The organism is Rhizobium azibense (assembly GCF_004342325.1).
Classification (GTDB): Bacteria; Pseudomonadota; Alphaproteobacteria; order Rhizobiales; family Rhizobiaceae; genus Rhizobium; species Rhizobium etli_B.
This window is the reverse complement of sequence record NZ_SMBJ01000008.1, coordinates 189,963-214,999: the sequence shown is the minus strand read 5'-3', so window position 1 is coordinate 214,999 and position 25,037 is coordinate 189,963. Positions and strand designations below refer to the sequence as shown.

Here is a 25,037-nt window from a genome sequence, read left to right as displayed (position 1 = left end):
CCCCGCAGGCACCGGTTGTCGCCCAAATTGTCCTTCCAGGAATCGGGGAGCCCGAAACCCGATCGGCGCGCAGTTCGCCGGCCCCTGCCCGCTTGCCACTTCGCCATTCCCCTCCGGCTGCTTGGGTCAGCCGAAAAATCACGTCCGCTTACGGCCCTTGGCAGAAAGCGCCTTGGCCTGTCCGGTCCAATCGTCGCGTGCGATGCGGCCGTTGAAACCAAGTTCGGCGTCGAGCTTTGCGATTTCCGCATCCGTCCAGCCGGCAATCTCGGCAAAGGTCCGGATGCCCTTCGCATTCAGCACCTGCTCGAGCTTCGGACCGATGCCGGCGATCAGTTTCAGGTCGTCTGCCTTCTTCGCACGTGCTGGCGGCTTCTTCGGTTCAGTAGGCTTTGATCCCGTTTCGCCGACAATCGAGAGCTTGGCCTTCTTAACCACTGCCGGCCGGATATTCTCCGGCTTGACGCGCACTTCCGGCTTTGGCTCTTCCGGCGGCGTGTCGTCAAGCGCTTCCGCCAGCCTGTTGGACTCCTCAAACACACCCTGCAGAGCGCCGAAGAAAGCGCCAGCAAGCTGCGTCGAGAAACCAAAGCCGATCGCAGTTGCCGCAGCCATCGCCGCTACAGGCGGGGCCATCAGGGGATGCATCGGCAGAGCCCGCTCCACCATCTCGGCTGCAAGACGGCCGAAGTCCGCCTGGAAATCGGCCACTCCATCCTTGCCTGTGCTGCCAGATGCCTTCGTCATCTTCCTACTCCGCTGCCTCGAGAACCGCACCGTGATCCAAAGCGCTCGCCGTATACTGATCGATGCGCGCTTCGATCTCCGGACGAAAGTTGCGGATCAGACCCTGCACCGGCCATGCGGCAGCATCGCCGAGCGCACAGATGGTGTGGCCTTCGATCTGCTTGGTGACCTGGAAGAGCATGTCTATCTCGCGCTTGTGGGCATTGCCCTTGGCCATACGCTCCATCACGCGCCACATCCAGCCAGTGCCTTCGCGGCACGGCGTGCACTGACCGCAGCTTTCGTGCTTGAAGAAAGCCGAGATGCGGGCGATCGCCTTGATGACGTCCGTGGACTTGTCCATGACGATCGCGGCGGCCGTGCCAAAGGACGAACCGACAGCGCGCAGGCCGTCGAAATCCATCGGGCAGTCGATGATGTCCTTGGCGGGCACGATCGGGCACGAGGCGCCGCCCGGAATGACGGCGAGCAGGTTGTCCCAGCCGCCGCGAATGCCACCGGCGTGACGGTCGACAAGCTCGCGGAAGGTGATGCCCATTTCCTCTTCGACCGTGCACGGCTTGTTGACGTGGCCGGAGAGCATGAAAAGTTTGGTGCCGACATTGTTCGGACGGCCGATCGAGGAGAACCAGCCGGCCCCGCGGCGAAGGATCGTCGGGGCAACGGCGATCGATTCGACGTTGTTGACAGTCGTCGGGCAGCCGTAGAGACCCATATTGGCCGGGAACGGCGGCTTCAGGCGCGGCTGCCCCTTCTTGCCCTCAAGGCTTTCGAGCAGTGCGGTTTCTTCGCCGCAGATGTAAGCGCCGGCGCCGTGATGGACATAGATTTCCATGTCCCATCCGAGCTTGTTGTTCTTGCCGAGAAGGCCCGCATCATAGCATTCGTCGATCGCCGCCTGTAGCGCCTCGCGCTCACGGATGTATTCGCCGCGGACATAGATGTAGGCGGCGTTGGCGCCCATGGCGAAACTCGCAATCACGCAGCCTTCGATCAGCGTATGCGGATCGTGGCGCATGATGTCGCGGTCCTTGCAGGTGCCGGGCTCTGACTCGTCGGCATTGACGACGAGATAGTGCGGCCGGCCATCGCTTTCCTTCGGCATGAAGGACCATTTGAGACCGGTCGGAAAACCTGCGCCGCCACGGCCGCGAAGGCCGGACGCCTTCATCTCGTTGACGATCCAGTCGCGGCCCTTTTCGAGGATCTGCTTGGTGCCGTCCCAGTGGCCGCGGCTCATCGCGCCTCTCAGGGACTTGTCCTTGAGGCCGTAGATGTTGGTAAAGATGCGGTCCTTATCTTGTAACATTGTTCACACCTCTTACCGCGGCTTCTTGCCAAAGACCTTGATATATTCCGCTTCGCCGCCCTTGGCGAGCGCCTTGGCCTGCTTGGCCCAGTCGTCGCGCTCGATGCGGCCATTGAAGTTCAAGTATCCATCGACCCACTCGCGTTCGGCCTTCTTCCAGCCTGCGACCTGCGCGTAGGTGAAGATGCCGAGTTCGTTCAAAATGGCCTCGATCTTCGGATCGACGCCCGAGATCAGCTTGAGATCGTCCGCAGCTGCCGGCTTTTCGATGCCGACCGGGCGGTTCTTGTCGGTCAGCGCCGGCTTGCCGGCGGCTGGAGCAGCGGCTGCCTTTGCGGGCTTTTCGGCCGGTGCAGGCAGCGGCGCAGCTTCGACGGCCTTGACATTCTTGGCCGCGGCCTTCGGCGCGGTATGGGGCGTCTTCAGCACCGGATTGGTTTCAGCGTCCCCGCTCCTTGGACGGCCGGCCTCGGAAGGCGGAAGACTGACGGCATCGTTGATGGCCTTCCTTGCGGAAGCCTTCGGCTTGGGATCCGGCGCCAGAAGCGTCGTCGGACCGCCTTCAGGCGAGGAAAAATGACGGTCGATCTGCGGCCCGGGCTTGATGCTCGCCCCATTGCCGGCATTGAACGTGTCGATGATCTCTTCCAGGCGCTCCGGCGTCAGGTCTTCGTAGGTGTCCTTGCCGATCATCACCATCGGTGCGTTCACACAGGCCCCGAGACATTCGACCTCCTCCCAGGAGAGCGTGCCTTCGGCATTGCGCTCGAACGGATGATCGTGGATCTTGCTCTTGCAGACCTTCATCAGGCCCTCAGATCCGCGCAGCATGCAGGGCGTCGTGCCGCAGACCTGGACGTGCGCACGCGTGCCGACCGGACCCAACTGGAACTGGGTGTAGAAGGTCGCGACTTCGAGGACACGGATATAGGCCATGTCCAGCATGTTGGCGACTTTCTCGATCGCCGCGCGGGTGACCCAGCCGTCCTGTTCCTGCGCCCGCATCAACAGCGGGATGACCGCCGACTGCTGACGGCCTGCGGGATATTTCTTGATCGTTTTGTCCGCCCAAGCCGCGTTTTCGTCATTGAAGGCGAATGCGGCAGGCTGGAATTGATCTTCGGCTAGTCGACGAACGGACATTCTTCCTCACGCCTTGTCAGTTTAGGGTCCCACACCGCGAGGCGGTCAGAGACTGCATCTCGCAAGCATAGGCCGACTGGTCTTTCTGCATAAACACAACGAACTTGTTGCCGTTCGGAACGGCAGCCTTGATTTCATAGCCCCTGGACAATAGCTCGCCCATGGAGGCCTGGCCGCTCGGAGGCGCCACATCCTGCGCGCCCAGCTTCTGGCCGAATCCCTGATTATCCTGAGCGAACGCTCCGGATGCCATGAGGAAAACGGCGGCTGAAAGCGCGGCAAGCTGCATCAGCGGTCAACCTCGCCGAACACGATGTCGAGCGAGCCGAGAATGGCAGCGACGTCAGCCAACTGGTGGCCGCGGCACATGAAATCCATCGCCTGAAGATGGGCATAGCCCGGAGCCTTGATCTTGCAGCGATACGGCTTGTTGGAGCCGTCGGAGACGAGATAGACCCCGAACTCGCCCTTCGGCGCCTCCACGGCGGCATAAACTTCGCCGGCGGGAACGTGGTAGCCTTCGGTATAGAGCTTGAAGTGATGGATCAGAGCTTCCATGGAGCGCTTCATCTCGCCGCGCTTTGGCGGCACGACCTTGCCGTCGACCGACGAGAACGGTCCAGTGCTTGCATCGCCAAGCAGGCGGTTTACGCACTGCTTCATGATGCGGACCGATTCGCGCATTTCGATCATGCGGATCAGATAACGGTCATAACAGTCGCCGTTCTTGCCGATCGGGATATCGAACTCGAGATCGGAATAGCACTCGTAAGGCTGCGCGCGGCGAAGATCCCAGGCCGCGCCCGAACCGCGGACCATGACGCCCGAGAAGCCCCAAGCCCAGCAATCTTCCAGCGATACGACGCCGATATCGACGTTGCGTTGCTTGAAGATGCGGTTGCCGGTCAGAAGATCGTCAATGTCATCCAACGCCTTCAGGAACGGATCGCACCAGTCGCCGATATCCTGAACGAGTTTTTCCGGCAGATCCTGATGGACGCCGCCTGGACGAAAATAAGCCGCATGCATGCGCGAGCCGGACGCGCGCTCATAAAACACCATCAGCTTTTCACGCTCTTCGAAGCCCCAAAGCGGCGGCGTCAGCGCGCCGACGTCCATGGCTTGGGTCGTGACGTTGAGGAGATGCGACAGGATACGGCCGATTTCCGAATAGAGGACTCGGATCAGCTGACCGCGAATCGGGATCTCGATGCCGAGCAGCTTTTCGACGGCCAGCGCGTAGGCATGTTCCTGGTTCATCGGCGCCACATAGTCGAGGCGGTCGAAATAGGGAACGGCCTGCAGGTAAGTCTTCGTTTCGATCAACTTCTCGGTACCGCGATGCAGCAGGCCGATATGCGGATCGACGCGCTCCACGATCTCGCCGTCAAGCTCCAGGACAAGACGAAGAACGCCGTGCGCCGCCGGATGCTGTGGTCCGAAATTGATGTTGAAGTTGCGGACGTTATGTTCGGTCATGCTGCGAACTCCAGGCCAAGTGCGCCGCTGGTTAGGCGAATGGCGGATGGCGAATAGCGAAAAGTTTCGTTCCGTTTCATTGTTTCTCCTGGAGACTCCGTAACAGCGCCGTGAACATCCCTCTGATCTCGTCGCAGTTTTCGGTCATCTGCCTGAACTCAATCTCGCCGAGCAAAACAACGCGGTGAGAAATGAATATTTGTTTCCGATTCCTTCGACGAACCTGGACAAATCTGGGTCGTCAGACCGTAAATCTCCTCCTTGGAAAAATCCCCGGTCATTCGATAGCAGTCTGCCGCCGATCGACAACTGCCAGACCTTGAGATCCTTGTAGAAGTTTATCGTCTGCCACCCCTTCCAGCTGGTCGCTGCTCGCTATTTGCTTCTACTGCTTCGCCTTCTCATCGCCTGGCAGCACGTACTCGGTGCCCTCCCAAGGCGACATGAAGTCGAAGTTGCGGAATTCCTGCTTCAGTTCCACCGGCTCGTAAACGACCCGCTTTGCCGCATCGTCATAACGGACTTCGACGAAGCCGGTCGTCGGAAAGTCCTTGCGAAGTGGATGTCCTTCGAAACCGTAGTCGGTCAGGATGCGGCGGAGATCCGGGTGCCCGGTGAAGAGAATGCCGTACATGTCCCAGGCCTCGCGCTCGAACCAGTCGGCGCCGGGATAGACCGCGCAGGCCGAAGGAACCGGCGTATCCTCGTCGGTCGCGACCTTCACGCGGATGCGCGAGTTCTGCTTCGGCGACAAAAGATGATACACAACGTCGAAACGCTTTTCGCGCTGCGGCCAATCCACGCCGCAGACGTCCGTCAGATTGATGAAACCGCACTTGGCGTCATCGCGCAGGAACGTCAGAAGCGCGATCAGGTTTTCGCCCGTCGTCGTCAGTGTCAGTTCGCCGAATTTCAGTTGCGTCGCGGCAATCAGGCTGCCACGCGCTTCCGAGAGATAGGACGAAAGCTCAGTGAGGGCTTCGCTCATGTGTCTTGTCCTTAACCCTTACCGCTCGATCGTGCCGGTGCGCCGGATCTTCTTCTGCAGCAAAAGCACGCCGTAAAGCAGCGCCTCCGCTGTGGGGGGACAGCCAGGCACGTAGATGTCGATCGGCACGACGCGGTCGCAGCCGCGCACCACCGAATAAGAATAGTGATAGTATCCACCACCATTGGCGCAGGAGCCCATCGAGATCACGTAACGCGGCTCGGGCATCTGGTCATAGACCTTGCGCAGCGCGGGCGCCATCTTGTTGGTGAGCGTGCCAGCGACAATCATCACGTCCGACTGGCGCGGCGAAGCGCGCGGTGCAAAGCCGAAACGTTCGACGTCGTAACGCGGCATCGACAGCTGCATCATTTCGACGGCGCAGCACGCTAGACCGAAGGTCATCCACATCAGCGAGCCGGTACGCGCCCAGTTGATCAGTTCGTCGGTCGAGGTGACGAGAAAACCCTTGTCGGCCAGTTCGTTGTTGATCTCGCCGAAGAACGCGTCGTTGCTGCCGATCGGCTTGCCGGTTGCGGGATCGAGGATCCCCTTCGGCTGCGGCGCCACGAGCGCGTGGTTGCTTGAGGGGGTCACTGCCATTCCAGGGCTCCCTTCTTCCATTCATAGATAAAGCCGACGGTGAGCACGAGAAGAAACACCATCATGGACCAGAAGCCGAACCAGCCGATGGCGCCGAAGGAAACGGCCCATGGGAAGAGGAAGGCGACTTCGAGGTCGAAGATGATGAAGAGAATCGACACGAGATAGAAGCGGATGTCGAATTTCATGCGAGCATCGTCAAAGGCGTTGAAGCCGCATTCGTATGCGGAAAGCTTTTCCGAATCGGGCGCCTTGAAGGCCACGGCAAACGGCGCAATCAGAAGCGCCAGGCCGATGACGAGGGCAATGCCGATGAAGATGGCGATCGGAATATAGGAACTGAGCAGTTCAGTCATCATGTTCATCCCTGCTTGCCGAATGCGCCAGGCAGCGCAACGGGCAAATGCCCGGCAAGCGAACGTGCGTTGCAACAAGCCGTCGTTAGCGCAGCCGGAGCCATGGCGCAAGACTTTTAGAAAGCCAATTCCACCTGCGAGGATGCGACATTATCAAGCAGATGCAACGATGTCGCGACAAATACGCACAAGTTGCGGGAGGATGCATGGCAGCCAACCAAAAACTGCATGGCTCGGAGAAAAGAATGGCGCGAGTGACGGGGCTCGAACCCGCGACCTCCGGCGTGACAGGCCGGCACTCTAACCGACTGAGCTACACCCGCGCATCTTGACGGAAAGACCGGAAGCGCCTTGCGGCACATCTTAAAATGGCGCGAGTGACGGGGCTCGAACCCGCGACCTCCGGCGTGACAGGCCGGCACTCTAACCGACTGAGCTACACCCGCACTTCATTTCAAGTCATCCGGAGCTTTCGCATCCTTGTCAAAACGGACAGGCCGCTTCGATGAGCGGCTAACTAAGGGGTTCGCATTTGAGTGTCAAGCAGGTTTGGAGACAAAACCATGACAGTCCGGAAATTGTTTTCAAAGCGAAGTCCAGCCCTCGCACAAGAGCTTAACATTGACAGGACTTCCGACCCTTTTTCTCGTGTCTGAAGCCGCTTCAGGCATTTCCGGCATATTGCTCGTCACTGACCTGTTCCATCCAGTCGGCCACGCTGCCATTCAGTGATTCCTGGATGGCGATATGCGTCATCGCCGTTTCCGGGGCTGCGCCATGCCAGTGCTTTTCGCCCGCGGCGAACCAGACGGTGTCGCCCGGCCGGATTTCTCGGATTTCGCCGCCCCAGCTCTGCACAAGCCCCTTGCCGGACGTGACGATCAGTGTCTGGCCCAGAGGATGCGTGTGCCAGGCGGTGCGTGCTCCCGGCTCGAATGTCACGTGCACGACCCTCACGCGGGCCGGATCCGGCGCTTCGATCAACGGATCGAGCCGTACGGTGCCAGCGAAATAGTCCGGCGAAGCCTTCGCCGATGGCCGGGAACCGGCTGTCTTGATTTCCATGCCGTTGCCTCTTGGTTGTTTGATCCGGCGCGTCCTCTGCAGAAAGTAGGTCACCAGTCGAACCATTTGAAGTGGAGCGGGAAGATATGCCAGACCATCGGCACCGTTCTCGAATAAGCAAGGTCTGCGCCCTATTTTCCCCGCAAGCGCTTACCCGCCCGGTGCCCGGCTGATACGCCGCGAGCTTTTCATCACGAATGGAGGATTCCCATGAAACAGCATTCTTTCGGCCGCATGCCGTTTTCAGTCAGCAATGTCGGGTTCGGCGCATGGCAGATAGGCGGTTCCTGGGGCGATGTCAGCGTGACTGACGGCCGGACGGCCCTCAACGCGGCACTCGATGCCGGCGTCACCTTCATCGACACGGCGGACGTTTATGGCGACGGCCGGTCAGAGAAAATCGTCGCCGACGTTGTAAGAAACCGTGGCGGCACGCGCCCGATGGTCGCCACCAAGGCCGGCCGTAGGCTGAACCCGCATGTCGCGGGCGGCTATACCAAGGCCAATCTCGAGGGCTTCATCGACCGCAGCCTGAAGAACCTGCAGGTCGACAGTCTCGATCTCGTCCAGCTCCACTGCCCGCCGACGGAGGTGCTTTACCGTCAGGAAGCCTTCGACGGTCTCAACGAGCTGCAGAGGGCCGGCAAGATCAAGGGCTATGGCGTCAGCGTTTCGACGGTGGAGGAAGGCTTGAAAGCGATCGAGTTTCCGGGCGTTGAAAGCATCCAGATCATCTACAACATATTCCGTCAGCGCCCCGATCGCCTGTTCTTCCAGGAAGCCCGCCGCAGGAACGTCGCCGTGATCGCCCGCGTGCCGCTCGCAAGCGGCCTGCTCTCCGGCAAGATCAGCCGCGACACCAAGTTTGCAAGCGACGACCACCGCAATTTCAACCGCCATGGCGAGGCCTTCGATGTCGGTGAGACTTTCGCGGGCGTGCCCTTCGAAGTCGGCCTGCAGGCGGTCGAGGAGGTGCGCAAGCTGGTGCCGCAGGGCACCTCCATGGCAGCCTTTGCGCTGCGTTGGATACTGATGAACGATGCCGTGACCGTGGTCATCCCCGGCGCGCGCAACGCCGAACAGGCAAGGGCAAACGCAGCCGCCGCAGATCTTGCGCCGCTTTCCCACGACGTGATGGATGCGACGCGCGAGATCTATGAGCGGCTGGTTGCACCGCATGTGCATCAGCGCTGGTAACGCAACCGATCGGCCTTGGAAATGGCCGGGCTACCGGCCATTTCTTTCTTTCGGGGACCTCAGTTCATGCCGACCAAATTGACCGGGAAGAACAGGGTTTCACCTGAGGAGTCGCTCACCCCGTCGTTGTCGGTGACGGCATAGACCTTACCGCCGGCGTCGAAGGTGAAGCCCTCGATCTTGTCGAGCACGTAGCCATTGGTGGCTCTCTTCAGCTCGTTTACGAAGTCGTAGGCTTCTGTCTTCTTGACTGTCGGCAGCTCGCCGCCGAGCTTGGCGGGCTTGAGGTCGGCGATCGCCACCTTATAGAGCTTCTTCAATTTCGCTGCATCGCCCACGAGGTTGTCGCGCTCGATGATATAGACGCTGTCGCCGTGGGCAGAGATTTCCGAAAGGCCGACCCAGCCGTTTTCGGACCTGTCGAGAGGATAGCGCACCCCGCCCCATTCCTTGGTCTTCGGATTGTAGGAGACGAGCTTGACGAAGCCCTTTTCGTCGTCCTTCCATTCGCGCTGAATTGCCATCCACAGCGTTGCATCATCTCCCGAGCCGATGATCGTCACACCTTCGAAACCGTAGCGGATTTCGTTGGCGATCAGCTCCTTCGGCAGGGCGATCTCGGCCTTGATCTCGCCCTTCGGATTGACGTGGTAGAGTGCGTGAGGCAGCAGCTTTTCGCTATTGCCTTCGGAAGCGAGCCAGAACCAGCCCTTCTCATCGACGGCGATCCCCTCGATGTCGAGCTTCTGGGCGAAAGCACCGTCACGCTTGACCGTCAGCGTCTGGGTGATGACGGCGGGCTTGTGCGTCGCGTCGATCGTGTAGATCGTCGGCTGCATGCCGAGCACGCTGTCGCTGACCGCAAAGACCTTGCCGGGCATTTCCGGAACGGCAGCAAGGCCCGAAAGGGCGGCAAAGCCGACAGGGTTGCCATCCTTCTGGGCAGCGACGATCTGCGGATAGGCCTTCTCGCCTTCGGCAAGCTCGTAGATCATGACATGCGAGCGCGGGCCGCCGTCCTTGCCGAGGTCGACTTCGTTGGCGGTCGCAAGGAGGTTGCGCGAGGGAATGGCGACAGCGCCTTCCGGCGAAACGCCAGATGGCAAGATCTGCAAAAGTTCCGGGTCGGCGCCCGTGTCCTTGTAGACGCCGACAACAGAAGCGCGTTCTGCAAGCACGAAGAAATATTGCTGGCCGCCGAAGGTGGCTGCTTCCAGCCCCTCCGCTTCGACGCCCTTCGAAGAAGAGCGGCCGTCCGGATAATGGCCGAGATCAGCCACGGCACGCTCGAAAGTGCTGCCGGATTCGTAGAGAAGCTTGCCGGCCTTGTCGAAGATCGTGAATCCGCGCGAGCCGCCTTCGTAATCGCCTTCGTTGGCGACGACGATACGGTTGTCGTCCAGCCATTTCACAGCGTCGGGTTCGCGCAGAATGCCTTTCAGTTCGCCAGCAAACCTCAGCGCCCCGTCCTTCTTCGTGTCGATACCGGAAAGGTCCGTGCTGCCTGCGGAGAAATGCGTCTTCACCTGTGCGGTTTTGCCGTCAATGATGATGATCTCGTTATTTTCCTGCAGTGTCAGTGCGATCTCGTCCTGACCGTTGAAGGCGACGAATTCTGGCTCCGGGTCCTCGGGCGCGATGGCCGAGAGACCGGTCAACGCAACGTGCTTGATCGTGCCGCAATCGACTGTTCCGTCCTTGACCTGGAAAATAACGAGACCACCTGCCGGCATCTGCGGGATCTTGCCGTCGTTGACGTCTTCGTCGCGCTCGTTTTCGATGGCGATGGTTCCGAGCGTCTTGTCCTTGTTGAGCGCGATCGAATCCGGCTGACCGCCGAGATCGCAGGTGTTCTCGATCTTTTTTGTGACAACGTCGACGATTGCCAGGCGGCCGGAAGGCTTCTGCTTGCTTTCGCCGGTGTTAACGGCAACCAGCACCTTGCCGGCGGCCGACGTAACGGATGTCGGCTCGCCGTCCATCATCAATACGCCCCCGGCCTTGGGGGCCATGGCATCGACGATGTCCACGAAGCCGATCGCACCGAGGGGGCTGTCGCTGTAAATCAGCGTCCTGCCGTCATCAGTGGCGGTGATGATTTCGGCGGATGTCGTGGAAAGCTTGTCCTTGCCGGCGGGCAGGTTTGCGGCAACCGGGAAGGACGCAATACGATTGAAAACAGGCTCCGCAGCGGCCGGGGAAGCAACGGACGCGATCAGCATGGCAGCCAGCGTCGCCTTGCGCGATGAAATGGTCATGAAATCCCCCATATGTCGAACATTTCGAAACGGTGGATCTTTGAGGGACGCTGATGACAGACACATGACAGGCGGCGCGATTTGAAGCGACTTGTCCATGCAGCGTTTGCGCGCGGCAGTTCGTTGCGCATGCCTCAGAAGCAAACCAGCAGCCAGACCGCGACAGCTTCCGCTCGATGCCCATTAGACCTGGTTGATCGGCGAGGATGCGCCCCAGAGCAGCGTCGAACAATTGAAGAGCCGGCAAGACCTGCGGCAAACTGAAAAGGGTCCGGCTTTCGCCGAACCCTTCCAAACCTGGGCTGCCGGTCTCGTTATCCGGCGGCCAGAAATCTGATTAGCCGTTAACGGCATCCTTCAGGCCCTTTCCGGGCGTGAACTTCGGCACGTTGCGAGCCGGAATATTGACTTCGGCGCCGGTGGACGGATTGCGGCCCTTGGTGGCAGCGCGATGAGAAACGGTGAAGCTGCCGAAGCCGGCGAGACGAATGTCGCCCTTCTTCTTCAGTTCACCCTGGACAACGTCGAAAACAGCGTCGACAGCAGAAGCAGCGTCAGCCTTGGTGAGGCCAGCCTTTTCGGCAACTGCGGACACGAGTTCATTCTTGTTCATGTTTCCACCCCTTTCAATGGTTCGAAACGACTCAAATCTGTAAGCCAGGCACAGAATAAGTTTCATCAGGCCCGCCGCAACCCAAAAGCCCTGCAAATCAAGGAAAAGCAAGCGGTTCTGTGACGTTTTCACAAAAAAGGCTGGCGTTTTAAGCCAGCCTTTTCCGAGTTTTGCAGCATTTTGACATAAATGTGGCAGGCAGCGCTCAGTGAGCGATGGCCGCACCTGTCTCGTCGAGGCCCTCAACGGTCGCGATGACCGGAGTTTCAACCGTTCCATCCCACTCGATCGGCTCGGGCCTGCGAACCAGCGCATGCTTGATCACCTCGCCCATTCGGGATACCGGGATGATCTCCATGTTGTTCTTCACGTTGTCCGGAATCTCCGCCAGATCCTTGGCATTTTCTTCCGGAATTAGCACCTTCTTGATACCGCCGCGAAGCGCTGCAAGCAGCTTCTCCTTCAGGCCGCCGATCGGTAGAACGCGGCCGCGAAGGGTGATCTCCCCGGTCATGGCGACATCCTTGTTGACCGGAATACCGGTCATGATCGAGACGATCGCGGTTGCCATGGCGACACCGGCCGACGGACCATCCTTCGGCGTGGCGCCTTCCGGCACGTGCACGTGGATGTCGCTCTTGTCGAAGCGCGGCGGCTCGATGCCGAAGTCGACAGCGCGCGAACGAACGTACGAGGCCGCAGCGGAGATAGACTCCTTCATGACTTCCTTCAGGTTGCCAGTGACGGTCATGCGGCCCTTGCCCGGCATCATCACGCCTTCGATCGTCAACAGTTCGCCGCCGACTTCCGTCCAGGCAAGACCGGTGACCACGCCGACCTGATCCTCGCGCTCGGCTTCGCCGTGGCGGAAGCGTGGAACGCCCAGATAGTCGTCGATGTTGGCAGCCGTGACGGCGACCGACTTCGCCTTGCCCTTGATGATCTCGGTCACTGCCTTGCGGGCGAGCTTCATAAGTTCGCGTTCAAAGTTACGCACGCCGGCTTCGCGGGTGTATTGCTGGCTGATTGCCATCAGGGCATCGTCGCTGACCGAAAATTCTTCCGGCTGCAACGCATGTTCCTTGATGGCCTTGGGCAGCAGGTGCCGCTTGGCAATTTCGCGCTTTTCATCCTCGGTGTAGCCGGCGATACGGATGATCTCCATGCGATCCATCAGAGGCGCCGGAATGTTCAGCGTATTTGCCGTCGTGATGAACATCACGTCCGACAGGTCGTATTCGACTTCCAGGTAGTGATCCATGAAGGTCGAGTTCTGGGCCGGGTCGAGAACTTCGAGCAGGGCCGAGGACGGATCGCCGCGGAAATCCATGCCCATCTTGTCGATCTCGTCGAGCAGGAAGAGCGGATTGGACTTCTTGGCCTTCTTCATCGACTGGATGACCTTGCCTGGCATCGAGCCGATATAGGTGCGGCGGTGACCGCGGATTTCGGCTTCGTCGCGAACGCCGCCAAGCGCCATGCGGACATACTCACGGCCGGTCGCCTTGGCAATCGACTGCGCAAGCGAGGTCTTGCCGACGCCCGGAGGTCCGACCAGGCACAGGATCGGGCCCTTGAGCTTGGCTGCACGCGCCTGCACGGCGAGATACTCGACGATCCGCTCTTTGACCTTGTCCAGGCCGAAATGATCGGCTTCGAGGATCTGTTCTGCGTGGTTGAGGTCCGACTTGATCTTCGATTTCTTGCCCCACGGAATGCCGAGCAGCCAGTCGAGATAGTTGCGCACGACAGTTGCTTCTGCAGACATCGGGCTCATCTGGCGCAGCTTCTTCAGCTCGGCGTCGGCCTTCTCGCGCGCTTCCTTGGAAAGCTTGGTCTTTGAAATGCGCTCTTCCAGTTCGGCCATCTCGTCGCGGCCTTCTTCGCCGTCCCCGAGCTCCTTCTGGATCGCCTTCATCTGCTCATTCAGGTAGTATTCGCGCTGGGTCTTCTCCATCTGGCGCTTGACGCGCGAGCGGATGCGCTTTTCGACCTGCAGGACCGAAATCTCGCCTTCCATGAAACCGAGCGCCTTTTCGAGGCGAGCCTTGACGCTCGTGGTTTCCAGCATCTCCTGCTTTTCGGTAATCTTGATCGACAGGTGCGACGCCACCGTATCGGCGAGTTTTGAATAATCGTCGATCTGGCTGGCAGCGCCGACCACTTCAGGCGAGATCTTCTTGTTGAGCTTTACATAGCTCTCGAACTCCGAAACGACGGAGCGCGACAGTGCTTCGAGCTCGACGGGGTCGTCATGCGGCTCTTCGAGCACATGGCCGAGCGCCTCGTAAAAATCCTCGCGGCTGGTATAGGCATCGATCTCGGCACGGGCGCGGCCTTCGACTAGAACCTTCACGGTGCCGTCGGGCAGCTTCAGGAGCTGAAGAACGTTGGCAACCGTGCCGACATTATGAATTGCTGAAGGATCCGGATCATCGTCGCTCGCGTTGATCTGGGTGACCAGCATGATCTGCTTGTCAGACCCCATGACCTCTTCAAGCGCCCGGATCGACTTTTCCCGTCCGACGAACAGCGGCACGATCATATGGGGGAAGACCACGATGTCGCGCAGGGGCAAAACAGGATAGGCAGTGCTGCTCGCTACAGACGTTTTCTTCGTCATTTTATTTCCTTTCCATCGTCCCGTTTCCGGGCTCTTTGCGCGGCCGCATGCGACCGGCGGCACTCTCACTTGTGGCTACAAGTGGAGGTTCTGACTATGCATTTCAAGCCACGCTACTGTCCGCGTTCCACGGTTGTGACAGCTTTATTACAACGCCATGCTAGTACAATGAAACACCTAACTGGATCGGAGCTCACCCTTCCGAACCGGCTAAAACACAAGGCCGGAGAACCCGCTATGGAATCGTTCCATCATCGCCAAGGACGGAGCATTCCGCAACGTCAACAATAGTATTTTCCCAGTCTTGCCAGCCATTATTAACAGGACCGTTCACGGTTTTTCAAATAGAAAGGGGCCCGCCTTCGGCAAGCCCCTAAATCTAACCATACGAGGACCTGCATCAGGCCGAGGCGTTTGCCTTTTCCTCCTGACGATCCGCATAGATGTAGAGCGGACGGGCAGAACCGCGCGCGACTTCCTCGGAGATAACAACTTCGCGAACGCCTTCGAGCGCCGGCAGTTCGAACATCGTATCGAGCAGGATCTTCTCCATGATCGAGCGAAGGCCACGGGCACCCGTCTTGCGTACGATCGCCTTGCGGGCGATTTCGCGCAGCGCATCCTCGTGGAAAGTGAGTTCGACGTCTTCCATCTCGAACAAGCGCTGATACTGCTTGATGAGGGCGTTCTTCGGTTCCGACAGAATCTGGATCAGCGCATCCTCGTCGAGGTCTTCGAGCGTTGCCAGAACCGGCAGACGCCCGATGAATTCCGGAATGAGGCCGAACTTCACCAGATCTTCCGGTTCGAGTTCGCGCAGCACTTCGCCGACGCGGCGGTCGTCCGGCGCCTTGACGGTCGCACCAAAGCCGATCGAGGTCTTTTCACCGCGTGCCGAGATGATCTTGTCGAGACCCGCGAAGGCGCCGCCGCAGATGAACAGGATGTTCGTCGTGTCGACCTGCAGGAATTCCTGCTGCGGATGCTTGCGGCCGCCCTGCGGGGGAACGGAAGCGACCGTGCCTTCCATGATCTTCAAAAGCGCCTGCTGCACGCCCTCGCCCGACACGTCGCGAGTGATCGAGGGATTGTCGGACTTGCGGGAAATCTTGTCGACCTCGTCGATATAGACAATACCACGCTGGGCGCGCTCGACATTGTAGTCCGCAGACTGCAGAAGCTTCAGGATGATGTTTTCGACGTCTTCACCGACATAGCCGGCTTCGGTCAGCGTCGTTGCATCGGCCATCGTGAAGGGAACGTCGATGATGCGGGCGAGCGTCTGGGCGAGATAGGTCTTGCCGCAGCCGGTCGGGCCGACCAACATGATGTTCGACTTCGCCAGTTCGACTTCACTGTTCTTGGTGGCATGTGCCAGGCGCTTGTAATGGTTGTGGACGGCAACCGACAGTATCTTTTTCGCCTGCCGCTGGCCGATGACGTATTCGTCGAGAACCTTGATGATGTCCTGGGGCGTGGGAACGCCGTCGCGGGACTTGACCATCGAGGACTTGTTCTCCTCGCGGATGATGTCCATGCACAGTTCGACGCATTCATCGCAGATGAAGACGGTCGGCCCGGCGATTAGCTTCCGGACTTCGTGCTGGCTCTTTCCGCAGAACGAACAATACAGGGTATTCTTGGAGTCGCCGCCGTTGCTGCCGCTGACCTTGCTCATATCACTTTCCTTCCAGCACGCCGCATTTCAAGGTGAAATCGCGGTCCACTCAATGGCCCGCCGGCCTGCTCCCACCGGAGCATCAGCCGGCCAAGGCTTTAAGGGGTAAATACCGGTACCCAACCAAAACATGCCCGGGTTCCGGCGGCAACGAACTCCCCTTCGAATGCCGAATGCTATGTCATAGAATTTCAACATAGCATTAATAGTTACTATTAGCGTCTTCGCTACCGCATGAAACCCCTTGTTCAATCACAAATGGGATAGAACTGTGGCGGCAAAAACACCATCCCTATTAATTACTAGGCCTGATCGCCTTCCATTTCGATGCGCGACGTCAGGACCTTGTCGATCACGCCCCAGACCTGAGCCTCGTCGGCATCCATGAAGTGGTCGCGGTCGAGGGTCTTTTCAACTTCTTCGTAGCTGCGGCCCGTATGCTTCACGTAGACCTCGTTCAGCCGGCGCTTCATCTTCAGGATATCCTTGGCGTGGCGCTCGATGTCGGATGCCTGCCCCTGAAAGCCGCCGGAGGGCTGGTGAACCATGATGCGGGAATTCGGGGTGGCAAAGCGCATATCCTTGTGGCCGGCGGCCAGAAGCAGCGAGCCCATCGAGGCAGCCTGGCCGATGCACAGGGTCGAAACCGCGGGCTTGATGAACTGCATCGTGTCATAGATCGCCATGCCGGCAGTCACGACGCCGCCCGGCGAATTGATATAGAGCGCGATTTCCTTCTTCGGGTTTTCGGCCTCGAGGAAGAGAAGCTGGGCGCAAACGAGCGTCGCCATATGATCCTCGACAGCCCCGGTCAGGAAGATGATGCGTTCCTTCAGCAGGCGGGAATAGATGTCGTAGGAGCGTTCACCGCGATTGGTCTGTTCCACGACCATCGGCACGAGGGCCATAGCGGTATCGACTGGGTTTCTCATGTGCGTCCTTTGCCAACGTCTGCCGGCTGCCGCCGGGAATCAAAGAAAATGCTTCATCCCTACATAGAGTGTCACCGCCCTCTTCTTCAAGACACGCATAAGGATAACGTTAAGAAGGCGAGCCTTCGAAGGATGAACCTCTTGACAGGGCTATCTCCCAGTTGCCGCTTGACCGGGAGAGGCCGGCAAGAACGCTCACAGCTTTTGTCCGCGACAGGATGAACGAAAGCTAAATGCATTCGGACAGCTCTAAGGCGGTTTACATTGTGGAAAGCCTAATGGCGAATATAGGGCACAAGGCGTCCCGGGATTAATCGACTGGAGAATTTCAGCGGCGAGAATGCCCGCATTTCAAGGGGTGTTGCCGTGTTTAATGTTACGACAGGATTAGCCATCTGGTGCTCGGAAGCCATGACGCTCGCTTTGCTTTTGTTCATGGCATGGCGCCATAACGTGCGTAACAGAGCCTATCTTTATTGGGGACTAGGCTTCCTTTTGAGCGGCACCGGTTTTGCCATGATCGCGCTGCGCAACCAAATCCCCGATATCCTGTCGATCGAGGCGGGCAACGCGACCGCACTCCTCGGCCAGAGCGCCTGGGTTGCAGGCTTCATGGCGCTCGATCGCCGGAAGATCGAATGGTGGGCGCTGCTGCCGCCGGCGATATGGCTTGGCGGCGTTTACCTGCCCTGGGTCCACGACGACTACGGCAACCGCGTCATCCTTTACAATCTCGCTTCGGCGACCGGCGCCACCGGCCTTGCCATGGCCGTCTGCAACGCCGGCATGCGTCGCGAACCGACGCGCGGCAAACTTGCCGCCGTCTTCATCGTCCAGGCATGGCTTTGCTTTGCCGTGGCTTTGACGATGGCCGTGACCTTGCCGAGCGACGCGGAAGCGACCAATTACAGCGGCGCGGCTGCGATGGCGAGTGCCTTCCTGCTGACGATCGCCTTCGCACTCACCTGCCGCATGATCATGGAACGTTCGCAAAAGCACCTGCGCGCCTTGAGCCTCACCGATTCACTAACCGGGGTCTGGAACCGGCGCGGCCTTTTCACCCGGTTCGATGCAATGCAGGAGAAGGCCTTCGACGACAAGCGGCAGATCGCGGTTTTGCTTTTCGATCTCGATCATTTCAAACGCGTCAACGACCGTTTCGGCCATCAGGCGGGCGACGCCGTTCTTTCGGCATTTGCGAGGACCGCGCGCCAGTTCGTGCCGGACAGCGTCTTCGGCCGCATGGGAGGCGAGGAATTCGCGGCATTCGCGATCGTTGCCGACCAGATAGAAGCAGAGGCGCTTGCCGAATCGATCCGCGCCGAATTCTGCCGCGTGCCGGTCGCAACCGGCGAGGCGATCGTGCCGGCTACCGTCAGCATCGGCATTGCGCTGAGCTCTGCGGCCGAAACCAATATGGACAAGCTGATTTCCGCAGCCGACCGGGCACTCTATGCGGCAAAGGCCGCTGGCCGGAATTGCAGCGTCATTTTCGGAGCGGAAGAAGCCGCAGCCCCCGCACCTGCGCAAACGGGTAGGAATGCGGGCGAACTGGTCCCGACGGTTGACGATCAGGTCGACGCGCTCCGGCGGATGGGTTCGCTGTCACGGGCCGGCTGACCTTCCGATCCATCTTTTCGAGGCCTGTCAAATCCGCTAAGCCTCGGAACATGATGATAGCGCCCTTTTTCTCGATCGACCCCGCCACCCGCCGCGTTTTTCTCGACAGCAGCGATCCGGCTTTCTACGGCAATCCGAACGCCGTCTATGCAGCGCTGCACCGCCACTGTCCGACCTTTTACTGGGAACAGCAGAAGCAATGGTTCTTTACCGGCTACGACCATGTGAACGCATTGCTGCGCGACCGACGCTTCGGCCGCCAGATCCTGCATATGGCGACGCGCGAAGAGCTGGGCCTTGCCGAGCCGGAGCAGCATCTGGCAAATTTCGATCTGGCCGAGCGCTACTCGCTGCTCGAACTCGAGCCGCCGGAGCACACGCGCCTGCGCACCCTCGTCAACCGCGCCTTCGTCTCACGCCATGTCGAGAAGATGAAGCCGGAGCTTGCGGAGCTCGCCAACAGGCTCATCGACGGCTTCAAGGACAGGGGCGAGGTCGAGCTGCTTTCTGCCTTCGCCGATATCATCCCCGTGACGATGATCGCCCGCATGATCGGCATTCGGGAAGAGATGGGACCGCAGCTTCTAGCATGGTCACATGCCTACATCCGCATGTATCTTTTCGGCCGCACGCGCCAAGACGAGGACGGCGCCGATCGAGCCGCAAGCGATTTTTCTGATTATGTGAAGACGGTGATTGCCGAGCGTCGCGCCAGCCCGAGAGACGATCTGCTGACGCACATGATCCACACGGAGCACAAGGGCCAGTATCTGACCGATGCCGAGCTGGTTTCGACGACCATCGTGCTTCTCAATGCCGGCCACGAGGCGACCGTGCATCAGATAGGCAACTCGGTCCGCGTCATTCTGGAAAGCGGCTGTGATGCCGCCGAACTGTTCAAAGACGAAGCGGCAACGGAGCGCACCATCGAGGAAACGCTGCGTATCTGCGCGCCGGTGCATATCTTCCAGCGCTGGGCCTTGGAGCCCGTCGAGATCGATGGCATCTCCTTCAAGCGCGGCGACAAGGTGAGCCTGATCCTTGCCGCCGCCAATCTTGATCCGGCGAAATTCACCGATCCGCTGAGCTTCAGGCCCGACCGCAACGAAGCGCCGAACCTCTCCTTCGGCGCCGGGATCCACTTCTGCATCGGCGCGCCGCTCGCCAGGCTCGAACTCAATGTCGTCCTGCCGATCCTCTTCGAACGGCTGCCCGGCCTCAAGCTGGCGAAGACGCCGTCTGTGAAGGACGTCTACCACTTCCACGGGCTGGATGCGCTGAATCTGGCGTGGTGACGGTTATCGGCCAAAGCTCAGCGATGAAGGGCCTTGTCACCGATCGCTGCGATTTCGCTCATGTTGGAGATTTCGCGCAAAAGTTTTCGGTAGATTGCCGGCGAATATTGCTCGGGAGCTGCGACCGGTTCCGCAAAGGCGTCTGGCCCGCCGATCACCTCGCTCCTAAAATAGGCAAGCAGGTTTTCGGGCGATATGGCCTCTTCCTCATCCCCCGGCAATCCGCCATACACAACAGGTAAGGCATTGATGGTGATGCCGCGGGCAAGGACGCCGGCGCGGACGGGCATGACATCGCGCCCCTTGTTGTTGACGCCGTCGCCGGAGATATTGATGAGCGAGCGCGTCGCCTCATAGCCGCTGGAGCGGATCAGATAATCGGCATAGGAAAGCATGCCGCTGATGGACGTGCCCCGGCTTATCGTTGCCGGTAAATTCGCCTCAAGCTTCAGCGAAAAAAGCCACGAATCCATCTCACTCGTTATGGTGGTCCATGGGATGACCAGCCTTCGCTCTCCATCGCCGCCCCATTCGACATAAGCGACGGCGATCCGGCCGTTCCTGCCTGCAATGATTGCTTCGATAATTTCCGGGCGCCGAAACGCCTCGACGAAGCCCCGCTGCTGGAGCGCCTTTTCCTCCGCATCCATTGATGTCGAAACGTCAGCCGCGATCACTAGCTGCATATCCACAAGCTCGCCGGCCAAGGCGACATCGAATATTGTCGCAGCCATCAAAAGACCGCCAAGCAATTCAGCGATAATGCGGTGCCCTGTGGATGCTTTTCTCCACACGTGCATGTCACCCTCCCCAAAAAGTCGATTGATAGTGTGAAAAAAAGAGGCGTACGGACGAATTGGCCGGCGCGAGAATAGGACCGGATGGCGGTTTCAATAGTGGAAAACCATCTCAATTTAAATTAGCTAATTATAATATAATGAGCGAACACAATCTGCTCGCCGCTGACCTGCCCGGGTAGTTTCTTCCAAATTGATTAGCGTCCGGCCGATGCCAACTCCACTAAAGGCGGACGGCTGATCTCCAGAGATGGTGACTACGTCAATCTCGACTGTGGACCGCCCGTGGACAAGATGAAGGCCTCCAGAATTCGTTCCTGGACGAAATGCATATTGATCATTCCGCAGCATCTGACATCGCTCGGAAGTTCTCTGCTCTCGCAGGATACTCGATGGCGTTGGCCACTTGCCGCCGTTGTTTTGGATGTCGCCGGGAAGATGGACTCGCGATTTGCCGAGACGATGATGGGCAAGCTTTTCTTTCGCGAGAAGTTCTCCCACATCCCGGGCCAGGCTCACGAGCTAACGATCAAATTACTTGAAGCGGTTTGTGCTTACGAACCTGGTTCGCCCAACAAGATCGGCACAACCCCTTCCCTAAAGTGACCAGCGGACGTACGGCCGGTCCACGAAGCAGGTTGAGAAAAGGTTCGACCGCCGAGAGGCCTGTTTTCGGGGGTTTCTGGGCGGTGAAATCGAATACAACCTGCTCGAAAAAGTTGTCAGAGGTACTGACGTACGCGTCAGACGATATTAGATCTTCGAAAGCGATCGTTCGAGGTCGGCGATGATGTCCTTCACGTCCTCGATGCCGATCGAGATGCGGACGACATCGGGACCGGCGCCGGCAGCGGTCCTTTGTTCGTCGGTGAGCTGGCGATGGGTGGTCGAAGCCGGGTGGATGACCAGAGAGCGCGTATCGCCGATATTGGCGAGGTGTGAGAAGAGCTCGAGGCCTTCCACCAGGGCCTTACCCACCTCATAGCCGCCCTTGACACCGAAGGTGAAGACCGAGCCAGCACCCTTCGGCGAATAGCGCTGCTGCAGGGGGTGGTTTGCATGGTCTTCGAGACCCGCATAGTTCACCCAGGCGATCTTGCTGTGGGCTTTCAGCCATTTGGCGACCGCTATGGCATTGTCGCTGTGGCGCTGCATTCTGAGCGGCAGTGTTTCGATGCCGGTGAGGATCAGGAAGGCGTTGAAGGGCGAAATGGCCGGTCCGAGGTCGCGAAGGCCGAGCACGCGGGCAGCGATCGCGAAGGCGAAATTGCCGAAGGTCGAATGCAGTACCATGCCGTTATATTCGGGGCGCGGGGCGGACAGCATCGGATAGTTGCCGGACTTCGACCAGTCGAAGGTGCCGCCATCGACGATGATGCCGCCCATGGAATTGCCATGGCCACCGAGGAACTTCGTCAGCGAATGCACGACGATGTCGGCGCCATGCTCGATCGGCCGGACGAGGTAAGGCGTGGCCATCGTGTTGTCGACGATCAGCGGCAGGCCGTGCCGATGGGCCACCTCGGCGATCGCTGCGATATCGACGAAGGTCCCGCCGGGATTGGCCAGGCTTTCGATGAAGATCGCCCGTGTCTTCTCATCGATCTGGTTTTGGAAGCTTGCCGGATCGTCGCAATCGGCCCAGCGCACCTGCCAGCCGAAATTCCCGAAGGCATTGCCGAACTGATTGATCGAGCCGCCGTAAAGCTGCCTGGCGGCGACGAAATTCTCTCCCGGACGCATCATCGTATGAAAGACAATGACCTGCGCTGCGTGACCAGAAGCTACCGCAAGCGCTGCCGTTCCGCCTTCAAGGGCTGCCACGCGCTCCTCCAAAACCGCCTGCGTGGGGTTCATGATGCGCGTATAGATATTGCCGAAGGCCTGCAGGCCAAAGAGCGAGGCCGCGTGATCGGAATCGTTGAAGACGAAGGCCGTCGTCTGATAGATCGGCGTTGCGCGCGCGCCCGTCACCGGATCCGGCTGTGCACCGGCATGGATTGCCAGCGTGTTGAAACCCGGATCGCTCGTCGCCATTACGTCCTCCCGTCGCTATCGATGGCGGAGCATAGACTACGATGTGCAAATGTTAACAGCTTTGCATTTCAACCATCGGGCGTCTGGGGAAAAATCCGTGCACTCACGCGGCAAGGCGCGGGATTTCGATTGCCGGGCAGCGGTCCATCACGATTTTTATGCCAGCTGCCTCCGCCTTCGCCGCGGCTGCATCATCACGCACGCCGAGCTGCGACCAAATCACCTTCGGTCGCAAGGCAAGAGCCAGTGCCTCATCCACGACGCCATGGAGATATTCCGAGGCGCGGAATACATCGACCATATCGACCGGCACCGGGATATCGGCAAGCCGGGCATAGACGAGCTGGCCCTGGATCTGCTTACCCGCCTGCCCGGGGTTGACGGGAATGACATTGTACCCGCGCGACAGGAGATAGCCCATCACGCCGTTGCTCGGGCGGGCCGGATTAGGCGACGCCCCAGTCAGCGCGATCGTCTTTACGGAGTTCAGAATTCCGGCAATGTAATCGTCCGGATAACGGTCGTGATTCATCATCTTTCCTCCAGTCGACATTATTTGCAGAGAGCTGAAACTGACAGTTCCTTCGGGCGTATATATAGGCGTCCGGGTTCCCAAGGGAGGAAAAACGATGAAAAAACTCGCTCTCGCCGCGGCAATATTTCTTGCGGCTTCACCATCGCTGGCAATCTCCCGCTACAATCCGATGTCCATGACCTGCCAAAGTGCACGCGCCGCCATCCACAATCAGGGCGCCGTCATCTTCCGCTGGACCTCGCCTCGCGGCCTGCCGATTTACGATCGCTACGTCCGCAACAGTCGGTACTGCGATTCCAACGAATATGCGGAGTGGAAGAACATACCGACGAGAGACGATCGTTCGTGCCCGGTCCTCAACTGCCAGAGTATCGACAATCTCGACGGGATGTTCTTCATACCAAACAACTCCCTGTAGCTTTCGATCGCCACCCGGAAACGATTTCGCAGGTGCCGGAAACACCCAGCTTCCGGAGAAGCGGTTCGATTGCTACTTGGATTTGTATCAATATGGATATAGCAATATTATAGAATAAAATCTTTATTACAGAAGTATAATTTGAGATGAACTAAGCGGAGAAATATTATCATCTATTAGACTTCTTTTGTATTTGCTTTGTTCCTATTCCGTTCCTGCGTCCATTAGGAACACCTCATAGTTGAGTGTTGGCCGCTAAAATAAACGTATTTCGAGCGCGCGCCCCGAGCCTGTCGTTGCTGCGCGTAAACGGCAGAACCGAGCATGACAATTGTCAATTTCAAACAGGAGACAACCCATCGGTTGCATAATCCGATCGCAAGATTGATTTTCGCATCAACACGGCCCATACCCATTCTCCCCAGATGGCCTTTTCGTTTCTCCCATTCCGGTCCGCATCGTGCCCCTCGACGTCATTCTGCTCGTTCTCTTCGGTGCATTCCTGCATGCAACATGGAACGCGATCATCAAGGCGGGGACCAACAAGTCGCTGGACGCGGCGCTCGTATCGGCCGGCGGAGCAGTGGCGGCGCTGCCGCTCCTGCCCTTCCTGCCGCTGCCGCAGCCAACGGCCTGGCCTTTCATCGGCGCGTCGGCCGTCTTGCAATTTGCCTATTTTCAATTGGTCGCGGCGGCCTACCGTGCAGGCGATATCGGTCTCGTCTATCCGCTGATGCGCGGCTGCGCGCCGCTCCTCATCAGCGCCACAAGCGCCTTGGTGTTGAACGAAAGCCTGTCGGGCGGCGCGCTCATCGGCACGATGACGATCTGCGCCGGCATTCTGACCCTTGCCTTCGAGGCGCGGGGCGGCAGCAAGCATGCCATCATGCTCGCGCTCGTCAATGCCTGCGTTATCGCCACCTATACCTATGTCGACGGCATCGGCGCGCGCGTTTCCGGCAATGCCGTGTCCTATACGCTGTGGATGGCGCTGCTGCCGCCTGTGCTGCTCTTCGCATGGGCGATCTCACGCCGCGGCCTTGTTCCAGTCGCGATCCATTTCCGTTACAATTGGTGGCGCGGTCTGATTGGCGGCGCCGGTTCGATCGCCTCCTACGGGTTTGCCCTTTGGGCCATGACCAAGGCGCCCGTCGCCACAGTCGCCGCGCTGCGAGAAACGTCGATCCTCTTTGCCCTCATCATTTCGGTGCTGGTCCTGAAGGAGAAAGCCGGCCCGTGGCGTTATCTGGCAGGCGTGATCATCGCGAGCGGCGGGTTGATCCTGAAACTCGGGTAAAAGCTGCGCGGCAGATTGCGTTTGAAGACCCTTTCTTGAAGCCGACC

Annotated in this window: 23 protein-coding genes and 2 tRNA genes; 6 read left to right on the top strand and 19 right to left on the bottom strand. The window is 59.2% G+C overall.

Going from position 1 to position 25,037, the window contains the following annotated elements; genetic code table 11:
• Positions 1–138: 138 nt before the first annotated feature.
• From EV130_RS21045 to EV130_RS20995, 11 genes are all read right to left on the bottom strand, one after another.
• Entirely contained in the window at positions 139–747 is a 609-nt protein-coding gene (locus EV130_RS21045; RefSeq protein WP_074060885.1) for a 5' DNA nuclease, read from the bottom strand.
• A 4-nt stretch (positions 748–751) separates the two neighbouring features.
• Positions 752–2,056 carry an NADH-quinone oxidoreductase subunit NuoF gene (gene nuoF / locus EV130_RS21040; protein WP_074060884.1) on the bottom strand — a complete coding sequence of 435 codons (1,305 nt, stop codon included), beginning with the start codon at positions 2,054–2,056 and terminating at the stop codon, positions 752–754.
• A gap of 12 nt (positions 2,057–2,068) precedes the next feature.
• On the bottom strand, positions 2,069–3,199 hold the full coding sequence (locus tag EV130_RS21035; RefSeq protein ID WP_074060883.1) for an NADH-quinone oxidoreductase subunit E: 1,131 nt from the start codon (positions 3,197–3,199) through the stop codon (positions 2,069–2,071).
• Between the two features lie 16 nt (positions 3,200–3,215).
• The gene (locus tag EV130_RS21030) at positions 3,216–3,488 is read right to left on the bottom strand and encodes a hypothetical protein (protein WP_074060882.1); all 273 of its coding nucleotides are present in this window, start codon (positions 3,486–3,488) and stop codon (positions 3,216–3,218) included.
• A complete protein-coding gene (locus EV130_RS21025) occupies positions 3,488–4,678 on the bottom strand; it encodes an NADH-quinone oxidoreductase subunit D (protein ID WP_022714819.1) in 1,191 nt (396 codons plus the stop codon). The genes EV130_RS21030 and EV130_RS21025 overlap by 1 nt, the downstream gene beginning before the upstream one ends.
• Before the next feature lie 385 nt (positions 4,679–5,063).
• The gene (locus tag EV130_RS21020) at positions 5,064–5,666 is read right to left on the bottom strand and encodes an NADH-quinone oxidoreductase subunit C (protein WP_074060881.1); all 603 of its coding nucleotides are present in this window, start codon (positions 5,664–5,666) and stop codon (positions 5,064–5,066) included.
• Positions 5,667–5,684: 18 nt separating this feature from the next.
• Complete coding sequence (locus tag EV130_RS21015) at positions 5,685–6,269, bottom strand: NuoB/complex I 20 kDa subunit family protein (RefSeq protein ID WP_074060880.1); 585 nt, start codon at positions 6,267–6,269, stop codon at positions 5,685–5,687.
• Positions 6,260–6,625 carry an NADH-quinone oxidoreductase subunit A gene (locus tag EV130_RS21010; RefSeq protein ID WP_028739579.1) on the bottom strand — a complete coding sequence of 122 codons (366 nt, stop codon included), beginning with the start codon at positions 6,623–6,625 and terminating at the stop codon, positions 6,260–6,262. Before EV130_RS21010 ends, EV130_RS21015 begins: the two co-directional genes overlap by 10 nt.
• Positions 6,626–6,871: 246 nt before the next feature.
• Positions 6,872–6,948, bottom strand: a tRNA-Asp gene (locus EV130_RS21005).
• Positions 6,949–6,994: 46 nt separating this feature from the next.
• Positions 6,995–7,071, bottom strand: a tRNA-Asp gene (locus EV130_RS21000).
• A 217-nt stretch (positions 7,072–7,288) separates the two neighbouring features.
• Complete coding sequence (locus tag EV130_RS20995; protein WP_074060879.1) at positions 7,289–7,690, bottom strand: (R)-mandelonitrile lyase; 402 nt, start codon at positions 7,688–7,690, stop codon at positions 7,289–7,291.
• A 210-nt stretch (positions 7,691–7,900) separates the two neighbouring features.
• Here EV130_RS20995 and EV130_RS20990 point away from each other — a divergent pair, with 210 nt between their 5' ends.
• Positions 7,901–8,887 (top strand): aldo/keto reductase, encoded by a 987-nt coding sequence (locus EV130_RS20990; protein WP_074060878.1) that lies wholly within the window; start codon positions 7,901–7,903, stop codon positions 8,885–8,887.
• A 59-nt stretch (positions 8,888–8,946) separates the two neighbouring features.
• Here EV130_RS20990 and EV130_RS20985 read toward each other — a convergent pair whose 3' ends face one another.
• The 5 genes from EV130_RS20985 to clpP form a co-directional block, all read right to left on the bottom strand.
• Entirely contained in the window at positions 8,947–11,157 is a 2,211-nt protein-coding gene (locus tag EV130_RS20985) for an esterase-like activity of phytase family protein (RefSeq protein WP_132661245.1), read from the bottom strand.
• A gap of 325 nt (positions 11,158–11,482) precedes the next feature.
• A complete protein-coding gene (gene hupB / locus EV130_RS20980) occupies positions 11,483–11,758 on the bottom strand; it encodes a DNA-binding protein HupB (RefSeq protein WP_074063120.1) in 276 nt (91 codons plus the stop codon).
• Between the two features lie 205 nt (positions 11,759–11,963).
• Positions 11,964–14,381: an endopeptidase La gene (lon, locus tag EV130_RS20975; RefSeq protein ID WP_074060877.1), complete on the bottom strand. Its 2,418-nt coding sequence runs from the start codon at positions 14,379–14,381 to the stop codon at positions 11,964–11,966.
• Between the two features lie 400 nt (positions 14,382–14,781).
• A complete protein-coding gene (clpX, locus tag EV130_RS20970; RefSeq protein WP_022714809.1) occupies positions 14,782–16,059 on the bottom strand; it encodes an ATP-dependent Clp protease ATP-binding subunit ClpX in 1,278 nt (425 codons plus the stop codon).
• A gap of 302 nt (positions 16,060–16,361) precedes the next feature.
• Positions 16,362–16,991, bottom strand: a complete 630-nt coding sequence (gene clpP / locus EV130_RS20965; RefSeq protein ID WP_132552169.1) for an ATP-dependent Clp endopeptidase proteolytic subunit ClpP — start codon at positions 16,989–16,991, stop codon at positions 16,362–16,364.
• Between the two features lie 366 nt (positions 16,992–17,357).
• Between clpP and EV130_RS20960 the strand changes: the two genes are divergently transcribed.
• Positions 17,358–18,611, top strand: a complete 1,254-nt coding sequence (locus tag EV130_RS20960) for a diguanylate cyclase (protein WP_132552168.1) — start codon at positions 17,358–17,360, stop codon at positions 18,609–18,611.
• Positions 18,612–18,661: 50 nt separating this feature from the next.
• Positions 18,662–19,906 carry a cytochrome P450 gene (locus EV130_RS20955; protein ID WP_132552167.1) on the top strand — a complete coding sequence of 415 codons (1,245 nt, stop codon included), beginning with the start codon at positions 18,662–18,664 and terminating at the stop codon, positions 19,904–19,906.
• A gap of 17 nt (positions 19,907–19,923) precedes the next feature.
• Here the strand turns inward: EV130_RS20955 and EV130_RS20950 are convergent, their stop codons facing one another.
• Complete coding sequence (locus tag EV130_RS20950) at positions 19,924–20,706, bottom strand: DUF1194 domain-containing protein (RefSeq protein WP_132661242.1); 783 nt, start codon at positions 20,704–20,706, stop codon at positions 19,924–19,926.
• Between the two features lie 282 nt (positions 20,707–20,988).
• Between EV130_RS20950 and EV130_RS20945 the strand changes: the two genes are divergently transcribed.
• Positions 20,989–21,309, top strand: a complete 321-nt coding sequence (locus tag EV130_RS20945) for a hypothetical protein (RefSeq protein WP_132661239.1) — start codon at positions 20,989–20,991, stop codon at positions 21,307–21,309.
• A gap of 147 nt (positions 21,310–21,456) precedes the next feature.
• On the opposite strand, the gene EV130_RS20940 is transcribed toward EV130_RS20945, so the two are convergent.
• Positions 21,457–22,740 carry an O-acetylhomoserine aminocarboxypropyltransferase gene (locus tag EV130_RS20940; RefSeq protein WP_132661236.1) on the bottom strand — a complete coding sequence of 428 codons (1,284 nt, stop codon included), beginning with the start codon at positions 22,738–22,740 and terminating at the stop codon, positions 21,457–21,459.
• A gap of 103 nt (positions 22,741–22,843) precedes the next feature.
• Complete coding sequence (locus EV130_RS20935) at positions 22,844–23,272, bottom strand: CoA-binding protein (RefSeq protein WP_132552226.1); 429 nt, start codon at positions 23,270–23,272, stop codon at positions 22,844–22,846.
• 97 nt (positions 23,273–23,369) lie between these two features.
• Here EV130_RS20935 and EV130_RS20930 point away from each other — a divergent pair, with 97 nt between their 5' ends.
• Positions 23,370–23,693 carry a hypothetical protein gene (locus EV130_RS20930; protein ID WP_132661234.1) on the top strand — a complete coding sequence of 108 codons (324 nt, stop codon included), beginning with the start codon at positions 23,370–23,372 and terminating at the stop codon, positions 23,691–23,693.
• Between the two features lie 460 nt (positions 23,694–24,153).
• Positions 24,154–24,990, top strand: coding sequence for an EamA family transporter (locus tag EV130_RS20925; RefSeq protein ID WP_132552163.1), 837 nt, complete (start codon positions 24,154–24,156; stop codon positions 24,988–24,990).
• Positions 24,991–25,037 lie beyond the last annotated feature (47 nt).